19 protein-coding genes are annotated in these 16,030 nt (G+C 66.7%); 6 read left to right on the top strand and 13 right to left on the bottom strand.

From position 1 onward, the window contains the following. Positions 1 to 63 precede the first annotated feature (63 nt). The gene (locus MUG96_RS10270; RefSeq protein ID WP_246982305.1) at positions 64 to 516 is read left to right on the top strand and encodes a transporter; all 453 of its coding nucleotides are present in this window, start codon (positions 64 to 66) and stop codon (positions 514 to 516) included. A 164-nt stretch (positions 517 to 680) separates the two neighbouring features. Here MUG96_RS10270 and MUG96_RS10265 read toward each other — a convergent pair whose 3' ends face one another. The 4 genes from MUG96_RS10265 to MUG96_RS10250 all read right to left on the bottom strand — a co-directional run bounded on the left by MUG96_RS10265 (position 681) and on the right by MUG96_RS10250 (position 4,669). Beyond that, positions 681 to 1,418, bottom strand: a complete 738-nt coding sequence (locus MUG96_RS10265) for an ATP-grasp domain-containing protein (protein ID WP_246982303.1) — start codon at positions 1,416 to 1,418, stop codon at positions 681 to 683. A 143-nt stretch (positions 1,419 to 1,561) separates the two neighbouring features. Further along, entirely contained in the window at positions 1,562 to 3,226 is a 1,665-nt protein-coding gene (locus MUG96_RS10260) for a GMC family oxidoreductase (protein ID WP_373221668.1), read from the bottom strand. After that, positions 3,223 to 3,768 (bottom strand): gluconate 2-dehydrogenase subunit 3 family protein, encoded by a 546-nt coding sequence (locus MUG96_RS10255; protein WP_246982301.1) that lies wholly within the window; start codon positions 3,766 to 3,768, stop codon positions 3,223 to 3,225. Before MUG96_RS10255 ends, MUG96_RS10260 begins: the two co-directional genes overlap by 4 nt. Positions 3,769 to 3,895: 127 nt before the next feature. Further along, positions 3,896 to 4,669, bottom strand: a complete 774-nt coding sequence (locus MUG96_RS10250; protein WP_246982299.1) for a fumarylacetoacetate hydrolase family protein — start codon at positions 4,667 to 4,669, stop codon at positions 3,896 to 3,898. A 62-nt stretch (positions 4,670 to 4,731) separates the two neighbouring features. On the opposite strand from MUG96_RS10250, the gene MUG96_RS10245 reads away from it, so the two are divergent. From MUG96_RS10245 to MUG96_RS10230, 4 genes are all read left to right on the top strand, one after another. Further along, positions 4,732 to 4,959 carry a hypothetical protein gene (locus MUG96_RS10245; protein WP_246982297.1) on the top strand — a complete coding sequence of 76 codons (228 nt, stop codon included), beginning with the start codon at positions 4,732 to 4,734 and terminating at the stop codon, positions 4,957 to 4,959. A gap of 89 nt (positions 4,960 to 5,048) precedes the next feature. Next, positions 5,049 to 5,777 (top strand): metal-dependent hydrolase, encoded by a 729-nt coding sequence (locus MUG96_RS10240; protein WP_246982295.1) that lies wholly within the window; start codon positions 5,049 to 5,051, stop codon positions 5,775 to 5,777. Positions 5,778 to 5,846: 69 nt separating this feature from the next. Next, positions 5,847 to 6,245 carry an OsmC family protein gene (locus MUG96_RS10235; protein ID WP_246982287.1) on the top strand — a complete coding sequence of 133 codons (399 nt, stop codon included), beginning with the start codon at positions 5,847 to 5,849 and terminating at the stop codon, positions 6,243 to 6,245. Between the two features lie 250 nt (positions 6,246 to 6,495). Beyond that, complete coding sequence (locus MUG96_RS10230) at positions 6,496 to 6,948, top strand: DUF5799 family protein (RefSeq protein WP_246982279.1); 453 nt, start codon at positions 6,496 to 6,498, stop codon at positions 6,946 to 6,948. Here the strand turns inward: MUG96_RS10230 and MUG96_RS10225 are convergent. From MUG96_RS10225 to MUG96_RS10185, 9 genes are all read right to left on the bottom strand, one after another. Then, the gene (locus MUG96_RS10225) at positions 6,942 to 7,094 is read right to left on the bottom strand and encodes a DUF7557 family protein (protein ID WP_246982277.1); all 153 of its coding nucleotides are present in this window, start codon (positions 7,092 to 7,094) and stop codon (positions 6,942 to 6,944) included. The two genes, MUG96_RS10230 and MUG96_RS10225, sit on opposite strands and share 7 nt — an antisense overlap. Positions 7,095 to 7,163: 69 nt before the next feature. Beyond that, entirely contained in the window at positions 7,164 to 8,192 is a 1,029-nt protein-coding gene (locus MUG96_RS10220) for an isocitrate/isopropylmalate dehydrogenase family protein (RefSeq protein WP_246982275.1), read from the bottom strand. A 69-nt stretch (positions 8,193 to 8,261) separates the two neighbouring features. After that, on the bottom strand, positions 8,262 to 8,921 hold the full coding sequence (leuD, locus tag MUG96_RS10215; RefSeq protein WP_246982273.1) for a 3-isopropylmalate dehydratase small subunit: 660 nt from the start codon (positions 8,919 to 8,921) through the stop codon (positions 8,262 to 8,264). Then, positions 8,918 to 10,339 (bottom strand): 3-isopropylmalate dehydratase large subunit, encoded by a 1,422-nt coding sequence (leuC, locus tag MUG96_RS10210; protein ID WP_246982271.1) that lies wholly within the window; start codon positions 10,337 to 10,339, stop codon positions 8,918 to 8,920. The genes leuD and leuC overlap by 4 nt, the downstream gene beginning before the upstream one ends. Positions 10,340 to 10,394: 55 nt before the next feature. Further along, positions 10,395 to 10,649, bottom strand: coding sequence for a DUF7989 family protein (locus MUG96_RS10205; protein ID WP_246982269.1), 255 nt, complete (start codon positions 10,647 to 10,649; stop codon positions 10,395 to 10,397). After that, the gene (gene ilvC / locus MUG96_RS10200; protein ID WP_246982267.1) at positions 10,646 to 11,644 is read right to left on the bottom strand and encodes a ketol-acid reductoisomerase; all 999 of its coding nucleotides are present in this window, start codon (positions 11,642 to 11,644) and stop codon (positions 10,646 to 10,648) included. The genes MUG96_RS10205 and ilvC overlap by 4 nt, the downstream gene beginning before the upstream one ends. Continuing rightward, positions 11,637 to 12,284 carry an acetolactate synthase small subunit gene (gene ilvN, locus MUG96_RS10195; protein ID WP_246982265.1) on the bottom strand — a complete coding sequence of 216 codons (648 nt, stop codon included), beginning with the start codon at positions 12,282 to 12,284 and terminating at the stop codon, positions 11,637 to 11,639. The genes ilvC and ilvN overlap by 8 nt, the downstream gene beginning before the upstream one ends. Position 12,285: 1 nt before the next feature. After that, on the bottom strand, positions 12,286 to 14,082 hold the full coding sequence (ilvB, locus tag MUG96_RS10190; protein WP_246982257.1) for a biosynthetic-type acetolactate synthase large subunit: 1,797 nt from the start codon (positions 14,080 to 14,082) through the stop codon (positions 12,286 to 12,288). Between the two features lie 294 nt (positions 14,083 to 14,376). Beyond that, positions 14,377 to 15,630 carry a LeuA family protein gene (locus tag MUG96_RS10185; RefSeq protein ID WP_373221664.1) on the bottom strand — a complete coding sequence of 418 codons (1,254 nt, stop codon included), beginning with the start codon at positions 15,628 to 15,630 and terminating at the stop codon, positions 14,377 to 14,379. Positions 15,631 to 15,732: 102 nt separating this feature from the next. Between MUG96_RS10185 and MUG96_RS10180 the strand changes: the two genes are divergently transcribed. After that, on the top strand, positions 15,733 to 16,023 hold the full coding sequence (locus MUG96_RS10180; protein ID WP_246982255.1) for a DUF5779 family protein: 291 nt from the start codon (positions 15,733 to 15,735) through the stop codon (positions 16,021 to 16,023). Positions 16,024 to 16,030 lie beyond the last annotated feature (7 nt).

The raw sequence follows: 16,030 nt of genomic DNA, 5'->3' as shown, positions 1-16,030 counted from the left end.
ATCGGGTCGCCGGTCCGAGGGGAACTCACCACCTTCAAGTCGGCGACGCGCCAGCATCCGCGTATGGCAGCAATCGGGACAACGATCAGTTACGTCGTACACATGCTGTTCGCCGGCGTCTGGACCGGTAGCGTCCTGTTCATGACCTACGGTATCCTCCCCGTCGCCCGGGCCGGCGACATCGACACTGACCCCTTCGCCGACATCACGAGCCGTCTCCTGACTCTCTCGCGGGCCAGCGCACTCGTCCTCTTTCTCACCGGCGGGCACCTCGCCGGCGTCCTTTACACCGTCGAATCGCTGACCGGCTCGACGCGCGGCTACCTCGTCATCGCCATGATCGTCCTCTGGCTCTCGCTGGCCGGCCTCGTCGAGGTCGGGACCAGCCGCATCAGCGACGGCCTCCGCGAACGCAAAGTCCGCACGCCCGCCGAGAAGGGGCGCCCCTTCTTCCTCGCCGGCTCCGTCGCCGCCCTCGGCCTGCTCGTCGTCGCCGGCCTCCTGCTCGGCCTCTGAATCGGTCTCAGTTGCCGCTGCTATCCGATACAACCGGCTTGCCGAATAGAGAGTGCGCTCGGAGAGGGCGGTGTTCGGTTTAGCGGATCAACAACGAGTCGATTCGGTAAAGCGGGCGGCTCGTTCGCTCGTGGAGAGGGTCGAGTGGGCCACCAGTTCGGCTGTCACTGGCCGCTCGGGACCGACTCGTGAATCGAATCGGTCAGGGCCGTCTCGAGTCCCGCCGCTCGGAAACTCGGCGCGGCGTTGCAGTCGACGGCGTAGTGGGTACCCTCCGACTCGATGACGTCGACACCGATCGCCTCCGTATCCGCGAGCGACAGCAGTCGTCCCATCCGCTCGGCGTCCCGCTCTGGTGTCGATTCGTGTCCAAGCACCTCCCGCTCGCCCAGCAGTTTCGAGGTACAGATGACCGTCGCGGTCTGGAGCGTCCGGCCGTCGTCGACGGCGTAATGCTTGCGGTCGCGGCCGTCGGTTTCCAGCAGCGGCTGGTAGAACCCACCAGTCCCGCCGATCTGCGGGTCACCGTCCCAGCTGTACAGCGGCTTTGCGACGTACGGCTCGTCGGGTGGCTCGAAGGTCACCGGCGGCACGCGAAAGCCGACCGCAGACAGCGCCTTCAGCATCACCAGCCGCGAGGCGAGGATGGTCGTCGACAACAGGCCGTTCCAGGTGGCGATACCGGCACGCTCGGCCGTGCGCAGTGCCCGAACCGACGCGGGGCGGACTTTCTTACAGACCAGGAGTGACACCCCCTCGATGGCAGACCGTGGCAGCTCCCGTTCCGGTTCGAGGAACGTCACCTCGTGGCCGCGGTCTCTGAGGCGGTGTCCAACTGTCTCGAAGACGTGATGGGTCGGCCGGCAGATGATCCCGATCCGCGATCCGTCACCAGTCGTCATATCCGTTGTCGGAGGGTGTGGAATAAATTACCCCAGTTTCTTTCAACCGCCCGAGTGGCCCGATTCGGCGATGACCGACTCGTGCCCTGGGTTCAGATGTGGCGCCGAAACAGATCTCTCGGGGTTTCGACGAGGCCGCGCAGTTACAACGATTCTGCGACGCCGTCCGCACACTTCAGCGCCAGCGCTGCGATGGTCAGCGTCGGGTTCAGGGCGCCGCTCGTGACGAAGACGCTGCTCCCCGAGATCGAGAGGTTCGCCACGTCGTGTGTCCGGAGCCGCGAGTCGACGACGCTCTCGGCGGGGTCGGTCCCCATCCGGGTCGTCCCCATGTGGTGGAAGGCGGGGCCGGTGTTGTCGGGGCCGACTGTCCAGCCGATGTCGACGCCGAGTTCGGTGAGGATTGCACGCTGGATTTCGTTCGCGCGCTCGATGGTCCGTCGCGTCCGGGCGTCGAGCGACCACTGGATATCGGGGACGGGGTTGCCGTGGTCGTCGGTCGTCGAGCGGTCGAGCGTGACGCGGTTCTCCTCGCGGGGGAGCTGGCCGACGAGTCCACCCATCCCGATGTGGTCGCCGTAGGCGCCTCGGAGGGTTTCGAGGAGGTCGTCGCCCCACTCGTTTCCGCCACAGGCCATCTCGACGGGCGAGGGGCCGGCGTAGTTGAGAAACTCCAGTTTGATGGGGCCGAGGTCGGCGTCGCTGCTGGGGACCGACCCTGCCGTGCCCTCGGTGGCCTTGCCGGGGTCGTCGTAGAAGTCGTGACACTCGCTGGTGATGAACCCGACGTGGTTCTGGCGCGTCTCGCGGTCGAGTTCGCCGCCCATCCCGACGAACAGGTGGTCCATGAAGCCCCGGCCGACGAGGCCGCTGGAGTTCGCGAGGCCGTTCGGGTGCCGCGCCGACTCGGAGAGCAGGAGGAGCCGCGGGGTCTCGACGCCGCCGCAGGCGAGGACGAACTGTCGGGCTTCCTGGCGGTACTCCTCGCCGTCGGGCGTGGCGTAGACGGCCGCGGTGACGCGCTCGCCGCTCGAATCGGTACCGAGGCGCTGGACCGGCGCGCGGTCGATCACGCGGGCGCCCTCGGACTCGGCCTTCCGGACGTGGACGTCCGCGCTGTACTTCGCGCCGGACGGACAGACCGGTTTGCAGGTGCCGTAGCCGACGCAGGCGCTCCGGTCGTCGTACCCTTCGGAGTTGCGGGCGTTGGGCGCGGAGTGCATCGTCACGCCCAGTCGCTCGCAGGCCCCGGCGAACAGCGAGTCGCTGTAGGACGGCTCGAAGCCCGGCATCGGATACGGCTCCTCGCGGGGCGGCGCGAAGGGGTTGTCCGCGGCGCCGGCGACGCCGAGTTCGGCCTCCGCTGCGGCGTAGTAAGGCTGGAGGTCGGCGTAATCGACCGGCCAGTCGCGCGCGACGCCGTCACGGGTCCGCCGCTCGAAGTCCGCTTCGTGGTTGCGAAAGACCATCCCCTGCCAGTGGAGCGTCGAGCCGCCGATCCCCTTCACGCGGGCCTTGTTGAGCGGATAGCCGCGGTCGCCCGACGAGGTGTAGGCGTCCCGCTCGCCGCCCATGTCCCAGACGCTGTCGTGGGCCGGGCGAATCGCACGCTCCATCCGGTCCAGCCGTGAATCCGGCTCGAATCGGGGGCCGGCCTCCAGTATCACCACGTCGTGGCCCGCGCTCGCGAGGCGGTCGGCGACGAGCGCGCCCGCCGGGCCGGCGCCGACGATGCAGGCGTCGACGCGCCCGCTCGGCGTGCGGTCCACCGCCTCGGTCGCGTCACGACTCCCTGGTGTCCCGCTCATTCCGGTGGCCCCCGCTGGTAGGAGTCGGTACCACCCGGGTGCCCCTGCGGGTTCTCGATACCGACCAGTCGGCCGCCGGTGGGCGAGGAGTACAGCGCGAACAACAGTTCGTTGACCACGTAGTACCGGATTCGTTCGGGCGTCGTCCCGTCCGGGGCTGGTTCGGCGCTCTCGACGCCCATCCGCTGTAACTGGATTTCCTGCTTCGCCCGCGGGAGGGCAACGAACCGACCCGCGTCGGCGTGGACTCGCGTGTAGTCGTCGAGGGAGGCGACTGACTCGCGCGCGCCAGCAGCGTAGGCGGGTCGCTCGTCGATCCGCGTCGCCGAGTAGGACTCGACGAACTCGCCGACGCCGTCGAGGGCGGAGGGATAGACGATTCGGGCGACGGCATCGAGGGTCTCGATTACCGACACCGCGGAGGGCCCGTCGGTGTCCTCCTCGAAACTGATCGCGTCGCGAGCGAGGACCGCGGCTCCGCCCCCCACCACGATACCGGCACTCGACAGCGCCGCCAGCGCGTCACGACGCGAGAGTTCCATCTCGCCAGGGATTAGGTGAGCCTAAACTTATGCGTTGCGTTGTGGGACGGCCGTCTCCGGGACACGGGTGAGTGACGGAGCAGCCACTCTTGGGGTCCGTCGAAAGCAACCGCCAACGGCCCGGCAGTCAGGGGATGTGAACGGTGTGGCTGAGGGCCCCGATGCCCTCGATCTCGATTTCGACCTCGTCCCCGTCTTCGAGCGGGCCGACGCCGGCGGGCGTGCCAGTCGATATCACGTCGCCGGGTTCGAGCGTCATGTAGGTCGTGATCTCCTCGATGAGTTCCGGGATCGAGAAGATGAGGTTGTCCCGTGAGGAGGACTGTCTGGTCTCGCCGTTGACCCGCGCTTCGATGGTCGCGTCTTCGGGGAGGTGTTCGGGCGTGGCGATGAGCGGGCCGATAGGCGCGGCGTTGTCGAAGGCCTTCCCGCGGACCCAGTTCTGTTCGACCATCTGGTCGTCGCGGTTCGAGAGGTCGTTGACGCAGGTGTAGCCCGCGATCACGTCCTCGGCGTTTTCGGCCGTGACGTTGCGGCACTGCTCGCTGATGACGACGCCGAGTTCCGCCTCGTAGTCGATGCGCTCCTTGTTCGCCGGGAGCGTGACGCGTTTCCCGTGGCTGGTGACGGTGTTGGGCGGCTTCAAAAAGAGCATCGGGCGGTCGGGAATCTCCTCGCCCTGTTCTTCGGCGTGGTCCTCGTAGTTCAGGCCGATACAGACGATCTTCGTGGGTTCACAGGGCGGGAGTATCTCCACCTCGTCGGGCGAGAACGTCTCGTCACCGAAGGAGATACGGCCGTACGGTCCGGCCGCCGCCGTGACGACGTCCTCACCGCCGTCGACGGTCCATCGACCGCCGCGTACGTTCCCCGCCGAGTCCCGGAACCGGACGCGTTTCATGTCCCGCGAATCGCGTCGCCGACTGATAAGCGTTTACAAGGACGGGCGCGTACGCCGACTCGATGGACCTACGTCGACCCGCGGGCCGGGACCGGGCTGTCGGCGGTCTCACGGTGACCGTTCCCGTCGCCGCCATCGCGATGGCACTGGTGGCGGCAACCGAGGGGGGCACGCCGACGGCCACGGACGCGACGTCCGTGGGAATCCAGGGGACGTTCAGCGGATTCACGCTCGGGGCGGCCCTCCTGGCGGTACTGGTCGGCGGCGTCTACTGGTACTACCGGCGGTGATACCCAGGACCGTGTCGGCCGACGAGAGCCGGCAGGGACTTCCAGACGCCTGTAGCGTTAAGTGGCCGTCAGTCGAAGGTGGGGCTGTCATGGAACTCACCTGGCACGGTCACGCGACGTGGCACGTCTCGATCGGGAACACGGACCTGCTCATCGACCCCTTCTTCAGCAACCCGAAGACCGATACCGACCCCGACGAGCTGGACCCGGACTACGTTCTGGTGACCCACGGCCACGACGACCACGTGGCCCACGTCGGGGCATTCCCCGACGCGACCGTCGCGGGAACGCCCGAAGTCGTCGGTCACCTCGCTGCGGAACACGGCTTCGACGACGATGCGACGATGGGGTTCAACCTCGGCGGGACCGTCGAACTCGGTGACGCCTTCGTGACGATGCACCGGGCCGACCACACCAACGGCCTCGAAGAGGGCTTCGAGGCCCCCAGCGGCGGGTCGTGTGCCGGCTACGTCATCAGCGACACGAAGCCGACCCAGGTCAGCGACGAGGACTCGACGACGTTCTACCACGCCGGCGACACGGCCCTGATGACCGAGATGCGCGACGTGATCGGTCCGCATCTCGAACCCGACGCCGCCGCGGTGCCCTGTGGCGACCACTTCACGATGGGGCCGATGCAGGCGGCCATCGCCGTCGACTGGCTCGACGTCGACCACGCCTTCCCGATGCACTACGACACCTTCCCGCCAATCGAGATCGACACGCAGGAGTTCGTCAACGAGGTCGCGGCCACCGGCAGCGACGCCGAGGTACACGTCCTCGACGGCGACGAGAGCGTCGACCTCTCGGCGCTGTAACGTCACAGCTATCCCTCGTATTTTCCCGTATGCCAACCGTTTAGCCGCTGGACAGCGACGTGCTATCGCATGGCAGACATCGAAACCACGACGACAAACGACGAGGGATTCGCGGCCGGAAACATCGTCGGCGAGTACGAACTCGACATCGACGCACAGGAGAAGACCGGGCCGAGTCCGAATCAGGTGCTCGTCGCCGACTACGCCTCGTGTTTCACCTTCGCCTTCCGTGCGGGGGCGATGCGGTCGGGCCGCGAGGAACTCGGTCGCATCCAGACCGAGGCGGAGGCGAACATCGACGACGACGACGATCTGACGGACATCGCGTTCACGATGCTGGTCGAGGCGGAGTTGAGCGACGAGGAGATCGACGACCTGGTCTCGAAGGCCGAGGACATCTGTCACGTCCACGCCGCACTCCGAGAGGGGTTGCACGCGGACGTGACGGTCGAAGCGGACGCGTTCTGAGCGGACGCCACCGCTCCGACCGCGGACTCAATGAACTATTGTTATAAATAGCCGGTTACACCCGGGGAAAGTATCAGTGGGGTAGCCGGGGGAGTAGTGTTTGCAGCGTCGGTCGGGGTGGGGGGAATCTGACCGAGGCTTCAGACGGACGCCGTGACCGGGGGATCGCGGCTGCCACTGGGGGGTGGCATCGACGGTCGCAACCGTCTTTTCCCGTACGCTCATAACGCGCCGGCGAGTACGTGGGTCTATGAGTGACGAGTGGACCGACCGGATCGTCGGCGACAGAATGACCGTCGACCAGGCGTTCAACGACCGCGTCCAGGGGTCGCAGTTCAGCAACCAGGAGTGGGGCATGATCATGACGGCCGTCGAGTTCGAAATCGAGAACCCCGAGAGCGCGGAGGGAGCACGTCTCGTCGCCGACACGACGAACGTCTCAGCAATCATTCCGGAACTCGACAAGATGGACGAACGGGTGACCGGCCCGGGGGGTGGACACAGCAAGAGCAGCGGGTTCCTCGGGAACGTCAAGAACGCTCTCGGCCTCGGCAGCGACGGGGATTCGTCCGACGATACCGCCAATCCCGACCGGGTCCAAGCGGCCGAACGGCTGGCACAGGCCTACGCGGAAGAACTCCAGGCCCACCTCGAAGAACGCGGGAAGTGGGACGACGTCCGGGCGGCCGCCGCCAGTCAGTAGTCCTCGTCGCTACCTCGGAACAGCGTCAACTCCTCCGCCTGGTAGATGTTAATCAGTTCGGTGACGATTTCGTCGTAGCTCTCGTCCTCGATACGGAGCCCGTCCAGTCGCTCGATCGTCTCCTCGTCGAGTTCGATTTTCGGCATAGTTGAAGGGTCTCCGCGCGATGACTTAAGCCTCGTGGCACGAGAAACGGCTCCGTTGCTGTTGAGCGATTAGAGTCGGTCGACGACCGCCGCGGTCACCTCGTCGGTCGACGCGTCCCCGCCGAGGTCGGGCGTGCGTGGCCCGTCTTCGAGGACGCCCTCGACGGCCTCGCGGACGCGGTCGGCCGCGCCGCCGTAGTCCAGGTGTTCGAGCATCATCGCCGCGCTCAAAATCATCGCCGCCGGGTTCGCGATGCCTTCGCCGGCGATGTCCGGCGCGGAGCCGTGAACCGGCTCGAACAGCGCGTTGTCCGGTCCGACGTTGGCGCTGGGGAGCAGGCCGAGTCCACCAACGAGGCCGGCTGCCAGGTCGGAGAGCATGTCGCCCGCGAGATTGGGGCAGATAACCACGCCGTAGTCCTCCGGGTGCATGATGAGGTGCATCGCGAGCGCGTCCATCAGCGCGTCGTCGAACTCGATGCCTTCGCTCACGGCTTCGCCGCTCGCGCCATCCGGGGTCCGTGGGACCCCGCGCTCCTCCGCGACGGCCTCGCAGGCCTCGAGGAACCGACCGTCGGTCTCCCGCATCACGTTCGCTTTGTGCGCGACAGTCACGTCGTCGTAGCCGTTCTCCGCGGCGTACTCGAAGCCGAAGTCCGCGATCCGCCGGGAGGCGTCCTCGGTGATGACGCGGGTCAGCGTCGTCACGTCGTCGGTGATGTGGTCCTCGATGCCCGAGTAGACCCCCTCGGTGTTCTCGCGGACGAAGACGAGATCGGTCTCGGGCTTGACCGCGTCGATACCGGGATACGCGCGGGCGGGCCGGACGTTGGCGAAGGAGTCGACGGCCTCCCGGAGCGGGAGGATGACGTCGGCGGCCGTCTCCCCGGCCGCACCGAACAGCGTCGCGTCGGCCTCGGCCGCCAGTTCGTAGGTCTCCTCGGGGAGCGCCTCGCCGCGCTCTGTGAGCACGTGGTCGCCGGCCTCACCCTCGACGAACTCGAATGCGGGGTCGAGCGCGTCGAGCACGTCGATTGCCGCCGGCACGACCTCGCCGCCGATACCGTCACCAGGAATGACCGCGATCCGGTGTGTCATGTCAGTCGCGACGTGGGCGGCCGGCGAAAAGGGTTCGGTTCGCCTGCGTCGCGAGATGGCTGGACGACCTCAGTCCGCCGACTCGACGTACGGCAGCGCGTCCGCCGTCTCCGAGATCGCCTGCTGGTTCGCCTTCATCAGCGCCGTCGTGTCCCAGATGCCGTCGACCAGCGCCTTCCGCTGGCCCTCGTCGACCGTGACCTCGACGGTCGTATCGCCGTAGGTCACCGTCTCCTCGGCGACGTCGATGTCTATCTCGGCGTCCGGGTTCTCGTCGACGAACTTCTGGATGTCCTCGACCGTCTCCTGGTCGGCGGTGACCGTCGGCATCCCCAGGGCGAGGCAGTTGCCGGCGAAGATCTCGGCGAAGGACTCGCCGATGAACGCGTCGATGCCCCAGCGCATCAGGGCCTGCGGCGCGTGTTCGCGCGAGGAGCCACAGCCGAAGTTCTGGTTGACGACCATGACGTTGGCGTCCTGGAACCGGTCCTCGTTCATCGGGTGGTCCTTCTCGTTGTCATCCTCGTCGAACCGGAGGTCGAAAAACGAGAACTGCCCCAGGCCGTCGAAGGTGACGACCTTCATGAACCGCGCCGGGATGATCTGGTCCGTGTCGATGTCGTTGCCGCGGATGGGGACGCCCGTCCCGGAGACGTGCTCCACTTCCGGAATCTCGACGTCGTCACCGCCGTCGGTTCGCGGCTCCCGTCGGTCAGCCTCCCGACTCATACGGAGACCACCTCCTCCATCTCGCGCACGTCAGTGACTTCGCCGGTGACCGCCGCCGCGGCGACCATCTGTGGGTTCATCAGGACGGTCCGCCCGTCCTTGCTTCCCTGGCGGCCCTTGAAGTTCCGGTTCGAGGAGGACGCACACGCCTCGTCGCCCTCCAGCTGGTCCTCGTTCATGCCCAGACACATCGAACAGCCGGCGTTGCGCCAGTCGAAGCCCGCGGCCTCGAAGATGTCCTTCAGGCCCTCCTCGGCGGCGGCCTGCTGGACGCGCTGACTGCCGGGGACGACGAACGCGCGCACGTCGTCGGGGACCTCGCGGCCCTCGACGATCTTCGCGGCGCGGCGCAGGTCCGGCAGCCGTGCGTTCGTACACGAACCCAGGAAGGCGACGTCGATCTCGTAGCCCTCCATGGTGTCGCCGGGTTCGACGCGCATGTGCTCCTGGGCACGCCGGGCGGTGTCCTGCTTCTCCGGCGGCAGGTCCTCCGGGGCCGGAATCGGGTCCGTGATGCCGACACCCTGGCCGGGGGTGGTCCCCCACGTGACGACCGGTTCCAGTTCGTCGGCGTCGATGGTGACCACGTCGTCGTACTCGGCGTCCTCGTCGCTGCGGATCGACTCCCAGTACGGTTTCAGCTCGTCGAACTTCTCCGGGTTCTCCTGGAAGTAGTCCGTCTCGCGGAGCCACTCGTAGGTGGTCTCGTCGGGGTTGACGTAGCCCGCGCGAGCGCCCCCCTCGATGGACATGTTGCAAATGGACATCCGGCCCTCCATCCCGAGGTTCTCGATGGCCTCGCCGGCGTACTCGTAGACGTAGCCGACGCCGCCCTCGGTCCCGAGCCGGCGGATGATCTCCAGGATGATGTCCTTGGCCTCGACGCCGTCGCCGAGTTCGCCGTCGACCCGAATCTTCCGCACTTTCCGTTTCTCCATCGCGATGGTCTGGGTCGCCAGCACGTCACGGATCTGGCTGGTCCCGATACCGAAGGCCAGCGCGCCGAAGGCGCCGTGGGTCGAGGTGTGGCTGTCGCCACAGACGATGGTCTTGCCGGGCTGGGTCAGCCCCTGCTCCGGACCGATGACGTGGACGATGCCCTGCTCGCCCGTCTCCGGGGAGAGGAACTCGATGTCCGCGTCGCGGACGTTCTCCTCGAGTTCCGACATCATCTCCTCGGCGGCGTCGTCGGTGTAGGGCCGGGACTGGTCGGCCGTCGGGACGATGTGGTCTACCGTCGCCAGCGTCAGGTCCGGGCGAGCGACCTCCAGGCCGCGCTCCTGCAACATACCGAACGCCTGCGGGCTCGTCACCTCGTGGATGAGGTGGAGGCCGACGAACAGCTGATCCTGTCCGTTCGGCAGCGTCGTTACCTTGTGGTTCTCCCAGACTTTGTCGTACAGCGTACCCTGGCTCATGTGAGGTCACCTCGTGACCGAGCATGAGGTCGAAACATCGCAGACGTTTCGGAACTCATACTGAATCGTCCCGTCGCTCCGTTCCGCGCTTGTAGACGCGGTTCGCGCTCTCACTGTCGTTCGGCGGCTCGTGGTCGACGTCTTCCATCGTCTCCTCGTCGACGTTCCGTTCGGTATCGTCGCCCGCTTCCTCGTCACGTCCGCCGTCCGCGGCAATCGTCGTCCCGCGGTCGAACACCTGCACGCGCTCCCCGAACGCTTCGTCGGTGTAGGGGTTCGTGTGGCTGATCTCTCCCATCTCGTCGGTCATTCGTCCTCACCCCACGCGAAGAGGTCGCGCAGCCGTGCGCCGACCTCCTCGATCTGGTGGTCCTGTTCGGCCGCGCGGTACTGTTTGTATGCCGGCCGATTGGCCTGATTCTCGTTGATCCACTCGCGGGCGAACTCGCCGGTCTGGACGCCTTCGAGGATGTCCTCCATCCCCTCGCGGTCGATGACCTCCTCGCCGCGGGTCAGACCGCCGTACTCGGCGGTGTCCGAGACGGAGTTCCACATCTCCATGTTGCCGCCCTCGTACATCAGATCGACGATGAGTTTGAGTTCGTTCAGACACTCGAAGTAGGCCATCTCGGGGCTGTAGCCCGCGTCCACGAGTGTCTCGAAGCCGGCCTTGACCATCTCGGTGACGCCGCCACAGAGGACGGCCTGCTCGCCGAAGAGGTCCGTCTCGACTTCCTCCTCGAAGGTGGTCTCGATGACGCCCGCGCGGGTGCAGCCGATTGCCTTCGCGTAGGCCAGGGCTTCGTCTTGGGCTTCGCCGGTCGTGTCCTGATAGACCGCCAGCAGGCCGGGCGTCCCCTCGCCTTTCTCGTAGTTGCGGCGCACGAGGTGGCCGGGGGATTTGGGCGCGATCATGGTCACGTCCACGTCCTCGGATGGTTCGATCTGGCCGTAGTGGATGTTGAACCCGTGGGCGAACATCAGCGTGTCACCGGCGTCCATCTCGTCTGCGACGGCCTCGTAGACCGACGGCTGGATGGTGTCCGGGACGAGCATCATCACGATGTCGGCCGCTGCGGCCGCGTTGGCCGGCGTCGCGATCTCCAGCCCCTCGTCCTGTGCCGTCTCGCGCGAGGAGGAGGATTTTTGAAGGCCAACAACCACGTCGACCCCGGAGTCGTCGAGGTTCAGCGCGTGTGCGTGGCCCTGGCTCCCGTAACCGAGGACGGCCACGGTCTTGTCTTCGATCTCCGAAACGTTCGCGTCGTCGTCGTAGTAGATGTCTGTCGTAAATTCGTCAGTCATCGTCGGCAGGCACTCCTGAATCCGCTGTCAGTTTCACTTCCGGTTCCACTTCCGCCGTCTGTCGCTCCCCGCGGGCCAGCGCCGCGTAGCCGGTCCGGACGATCTCGCGGATGCCGAACTGCTTGTACGCGTCGATGGCGTCGTCGATCTTCTGGACGTTCCCGGTGATCTCCACCGTGATCGTCCGCGGGCCGGCGTCCAGCGTCGTCCCGTCGTACATCTCGGTGATAGCGTGGACCTTGTCCGGGTCCTCGCCGTTGACCTTCACGATGACGAGTTCGCGCTGGAGCGCGTCGGCGTCGAGTTCCCGCACCGAGACGACCGGGATGAGCTTGTTCAGTTGCTTTTTCGCCTGCTCGACGCCCGGCTCGGGCTCCTCGATGACGATGGTCATCCGCGCCCGGGTCTCGTCGACCGTCGTCCCGACCGTGAGACTCTCGATGTTGAACTGCCGACGGCTGAACAGGCTCGACACCTTCGCCAGCACGCCGGGCTCGTGTTCGACCAGCGCCGACAGCACCGCGCGGCGCGGCTCGTGGGCCGCTTCCGCCTCGGGGTCGATGCGAATCCCCTGCTCGTTCCGTCGGCCCTCGGGCCGCTCGCGCTCGTGCGGACCGGGACCTGGCATACTGCCCGTCATCTCAGATCTCCTCCAGGTGGTCCTCGTTCAGGGCGAACAGGCCGTTGTCGCCCCCGGACGGCACCATCGGGTAGACGTTCTCCGCGGGGTCGATAATAACGTCGACGACCGAGGGGCCGTCGTACTCGATGGCTTCCTCGATCGTCTCCTCGACGTTGTCGTAGTCCTCCAGCCGCCAGCCGCGGGCACCGTAGGCCTCCGCGAGTTTGTCGAACTGCGGGATCCACGGGTACTCCGAGGCCATGCGGCGGCCCTCGTAGAAGCCGTCCTGCCACTGGCGGACCATCCCGACCGCCTCGTTGTTCAGGACGACCACCGTGATGTCGAGGTTCTCCCGCACCGCCACGGAGAGTTCCTGACTCGTCATCAGGAACGAGCCGTCGCCGTCGAAGCAGACGACCTCCTTGTCCGGGGCGGCGATCTTCGCGCCGATGGCCGACGGCAGGCCGTAGCCCATCGTCCCCAGGCCGTGGGAGGAGACCCACGTCCGGGGCTCGGAGAACATCCAGTACTGGCAGGCCCACATCTGGTGTTGCCCGACGCCTGTCGTGACGATTGTGTCGCCGTCCGGCGTCGCCTCGTCGAACTGCTCGACGATGTACTGGGGCTTGAGCGGCCGGTCCTCCGGCATATCGTACTCCATCGGGTACTGCTCTTTCCACTCGTCACACTGCTCGCGCCACTCCGCGACGTCGGGCGCGCCGGGCATCGCCGCGTCCATCTGTTCGATGACCGCCGCGGCGTCGCCCAGCAGCGGGTAGTCGGCCTCGACGTTCTTGCTGATCTCGGCCGCGTCGATGTCGCAGTGGATGACCTCCGCGTCGGGCGCGAACGAGTCGACGCCACCGGTCAGGCGGTCGTCGAAGCGCGTCCCGATGGCGAACATGGCGTCGGTCATCGTGATAGCCATGTTCGCGTAGCCGGTGCCGTGCATCCCCGCCCACTCCAGGGAGAGGTCGTGTTCCTCGGGGAAGGCACCGATGGCCGGCATCGTCGTGATGACCGGAATCTCGTACTCCATCGCGAACGCCCGGAGTTCATCGCTGGCCTCGCCCTTGATGACGCCACCGCCGGCCAGGATGACCGGGCGGTCGGCCTCGGCGAGGCACTCGGCGGCCGCCTCGACGATCCCCGCGTCAGCCTCCTCGGGCGGATTGTACGTGTCCGGCGTCGTCGGTTCGCCCGGTTCGGCGTCGGTCTCGTTCTGGGTCGTGTCCTTCGGGAGGTCCACCAGGGTCGGTCCCTGCCGGCCCTCCTTTGCCAGCGCCCAGGCGGTTCCCACGTCGTCGCCGACGTCGTGGGGGCTGTCCGAGAAGATGTTGTGTTTCGTGATCGGCGAGGTGACGCCGATGGTGTCGGTCTCCTGGAAGGCGTCGTTGCCGACGAAGTTCGTCGGCACCTGGCCCGTCAGGGCGATGACCGGGTCCGAGTCCATGTTGGCGTCGGCCAGGCCGGTCACGAGGTTCGTCGCGCCCGGGCCCGAGGTCGCCATACAGACGCCCGGGTCGCCGGTCACGATGCCGTAGGCGTCGGCCGCGTGGGCCGCGCCCTGTTCGTGGGCCATCGTGATGTGGTTCATATCTGTCTCGCTATACAACGCGTCGTAGACGGGCATGATCGCCCCGCCCTGCACGCCGAAGAGGGTCTCGACGCCGGCGTTTTTCAGCGCGGCGACGACCGCGTCGGCACCCGTCTCGACGGGTTCGACGTGGCTCTCGCCCTCGGGCTCGGTCCGAGTCTCGCTCTCGGCCTCGGACTCGACCTCGTCCGCGTGCGGTTTCTGTGCTCGTTCGCTCATGTTGTGTCCTCCATGTGTTGGCTGCTGGTCCGTTGTCGGCTGGAAGTCCGTGACGACTCAAATACGCTCCGATGTTCGGAGCAGTCCGCTACCGTCGACTGAGAGGGTGATGTAGGGGCTAGGCTGCCCCTACAATGATCGCCAGAAGATCGCTCGCGTCGCTGGTCGGGGGCACTCGCCCGGACCAGGCGCGCGGTGGCATCGTGATTGATGGATATCTGCGGAGTGGTATAATTCTTCCGAGTCGCACCCGCCCGAGCGTCACTCGCGGGCGTGTGCGACCGGAGGAGAGGGTTATACCCTGACCTCCTCGTCGGGTTCGCTGACGCCGACCTCGCGGGCGAACTGCTCCAGTTCCGTCATCGTCACCCGCTTTTTTTCGGCGCCGTAGTCCTTCACGCGCCGCGTGACCTCCCGGACCTCCTCGTCGGTCGGGTCGAACCCGGCGTCGACCAGCCGCTCGCGGACCGAGTGCTGGCCCGTGTGCTTCCCGAGGACCAGTTCCCGCGAGGCCCCGACCATCTCCGGGGTCATGACCCCCGGCTCGAAGGTGTCGGAGTTCTCGATGACGCCGGCGGCGTGAATCCCGCTCTCGTGTGAGAATGCGTTCTCGCCGACGACCGGCTTGTTCGCCGGCACCGGAATCCCCGATTTCTCCTCGACCATCCGGGAGAGTTCGGTGATCCGGGTCGTGTCGATGCCGGTATCCACGTCGTACAGGGACTCGAGGGCCATCACGACTTCCTCGTAGGCCCCGTTGCCCGCACGCTCGCCGATGCCGTTGACCGACAGCTGTGCCTGCATCGCACCGGCCTCGTAGCCCGACAGCGCGTTCGCCGCCGCCAGGCCGAAGTCGTCGTGCGTGTGGACGTCCACGCTCGCGTCGATCGCGTCGACGACCTTCTCGACCATGTCGTAGAACCGCCGGGGCGTGGCGACCCCGCAGGTGTCCGGGATGTTCACCCAGTCGGCACCCGCCTCGTCGGCGGCCTGGACGACGTCGATCAGGAAGCTCTCGTCCGTCCGCGTCGCGTCCATGGGCGAGAACATACACTCGACGCCGGCCTCGGTGACACGCTCGACCGACTCGACCGCGGCCTGTTTCGCCTCCTCGCGGGTCGCGTGCATGGAGTCCTGCAACTGCACGTCGCTGGTCGAGACGAACACGTGGACGAGGTCGACCCCCGAGTCCAGCGCCGCCTCGACGTCCGCATCGACGACGCGCGCCAGTCCACAGACCGTGCTGCGCGTTGCTGCGTCCGCGATGTCTCGGACGGCCTCGAACTCGGCGTCCGAGTTGACCGGGAACCCCGCCTCGATGACGTGGGTGCCCATGTCGTCCAGTACAGCCGCTATCTCGCGTTTGTCGTCGTAGCTGAACGACGTGCGAGGCGACTGCTCACCGTCGCGGAGCGTGGTATCGAAAATCCGTGCTTCGTCGATTTCAGAAGTGGAATCCAGTGTGCCCTGGAAGAACTCGATCCGCCGGGGAACCCGACGTGCCCTCGTTGGAGTTGGACATATTACACCCGAATCAAGCCCGCTCACACATATAAAACTATCTACCGAACAGCGCGCATGGGTTCGATTGGCACGGTCGCGTCGGGCCGGAGAGGTGGATTTTTGCGGGCCGGCCGCCAGAACGGGGATATGAGCGACATCGACCTCGACCTGCAGGCGGTCGAGGACCAGATGGAGACCGACGACGGCGAGTCCCGACGGATCGTCCTGGGGGTGCTCGACGGGTCGACGCCGGACGAGGAGTGGATCGACGAGGTAGAGTCCGGGGCCGTCCTCGTCCTCTCGGTGGAAGGCGACGTGAACGAACTCGCCGCGGGGTTCGCCCGCGAGATCACGGAGGCCGGCGGCGAGCTCATGCGCTTTCGCGACTTCCTGATCGTCGCGCCGCCGGGCGTCGTCATCGACACCGACCGGCTGTGAGCGGTCC

Origin of the sequence: Halorientalis marina (genome assembly GCF_023028345.1) — an archaeon.
Lineage (GTDB): Archaea > Halobacteriota > Halobacteria > Halobacteriales > Haloarculaceae > Halorientalis > Halorientalis marina.
Note: the sequence above shows the minus strand (reverse complement) of the source record. Positions and strands in the feature narration are given on the sequence as shown.

Coding starts and splice junctions, on each gene's coding strand:
- MUG96_RS10270 (WP_246982305.1), top strand. CDS start 64: ATGGCAGCAATCGGGACAACGATCAGTTACGTCGTACACATGCTGTTC.
- leuC (WP_246982271.1), bottom strand. CDS start 10,339: ATGAGCCAGGGTACGCTGTACGACAAAGTCTGGGAGAACCACAAGGTA.
- MUG96_RS10220 (WP_246982275.1), bottom strand. CDS start 8,192: ATGACACACCGGATCGCGGTCATTCCTGGTGACGGTATCGGCGGCGAG.
- MUG96_RS10230 (WP_246982279.1), top strand. CDS start 6,496: ATGAGTGACGAGTGGACCGACCGGATCGTCGGCGACAGAATGACCGTC.
- MUG96_RS10255 (WP_246982301.1), bottom strand. CDS start 3,768: ATGGAACTCTCGCGTCGTGACGCGCTGGCGGCGCTGTCGAGTGCCGGT.
- MUG96_RS10205 (WP_246982269.1), bottom strand. CDS start 10,649: ATGACCGACGAGATGGGAGAGATCAGCCACACGAACCCCTACACCGAC.
- MUG96_RS10235 (WP_246982287.1), top strand. CDS start 5,847: ATGGCAGACATCGAAACCACGACGACAAACGACGAGGGATTCGCGGCC.
- MUG96_RS10245 (WP_246982297.1), top strand. CDS start 4,732: ATGGACCTACGTCGACCCGCGGGCCGGGACCGGGCTGTCGGCGGTCTC.
- leuD (WP_246982273.1), bottom strand. CDS start 8,921: ATGAGTCGGGAGGCTGACCGACGGGAGCCGCGAACCGACGGCGGTGAC.
- ilvB (WP_246982257.1), bottom strand. CDS start 14,082: ATGAGCGAACGAGCACAGAAACCGCACGCGGACGAGGTCGAGTCCGAG.
- MUG96_RS10240 (WP_246982295.1), top strand. CDS start 5,049: ATGGAACTCACCTGGCACGGTCACGCGACGTGGCACGTCTCGATCGGG.
- MUG96_RS10250 (WP_246982299.1), bottom strand. CDS start 4,669: ATGAAACGCGTCCGGTTCCGGGACTCGGCGGGGAACGTACGCGGCGGT.
- ilvC (WP_246982267.1), bottom strand. CDS start 11,644: ATGACTGACGAATTTACGACAGACATCTACTACGACGACGACGCGAAC.
- ilvN (WP_246982265.1), bottom strand. CDS start 12,284: ATGACGGGCAGTATGCCAGGTCCCGGTCCGCACGAGCGCGAGCGGCCC.
- MUG96_RS10265 (WP_246982303.1), bottom strand. CDS start 1,418: ATGACGACTGGTGACGGATCGCGGATCGGGATCATCTGCCGGCCGACC.
- MUG96_RS10180 (WP_246982255.1), top strand. CDS start 15,733: ATGAGCGACATCGACCTCGACCTGCAGGCGGTCGAGGACCAGATGGAG.
- MUG96_RS10260 (WP_373221668.1), bottom strand. CDS start 3,226: ATGAGCGGGACACCAGGGAGTCGTGACGCGACCGAGGCGGTGGACCGC.
- MUG96_RS10225 (WP_246982277.1), bottom strand. CDS start 7,094: ATGCCGAAAATCGAACTCGACGAGGAGACGATCGAGCGACTGGACGGG.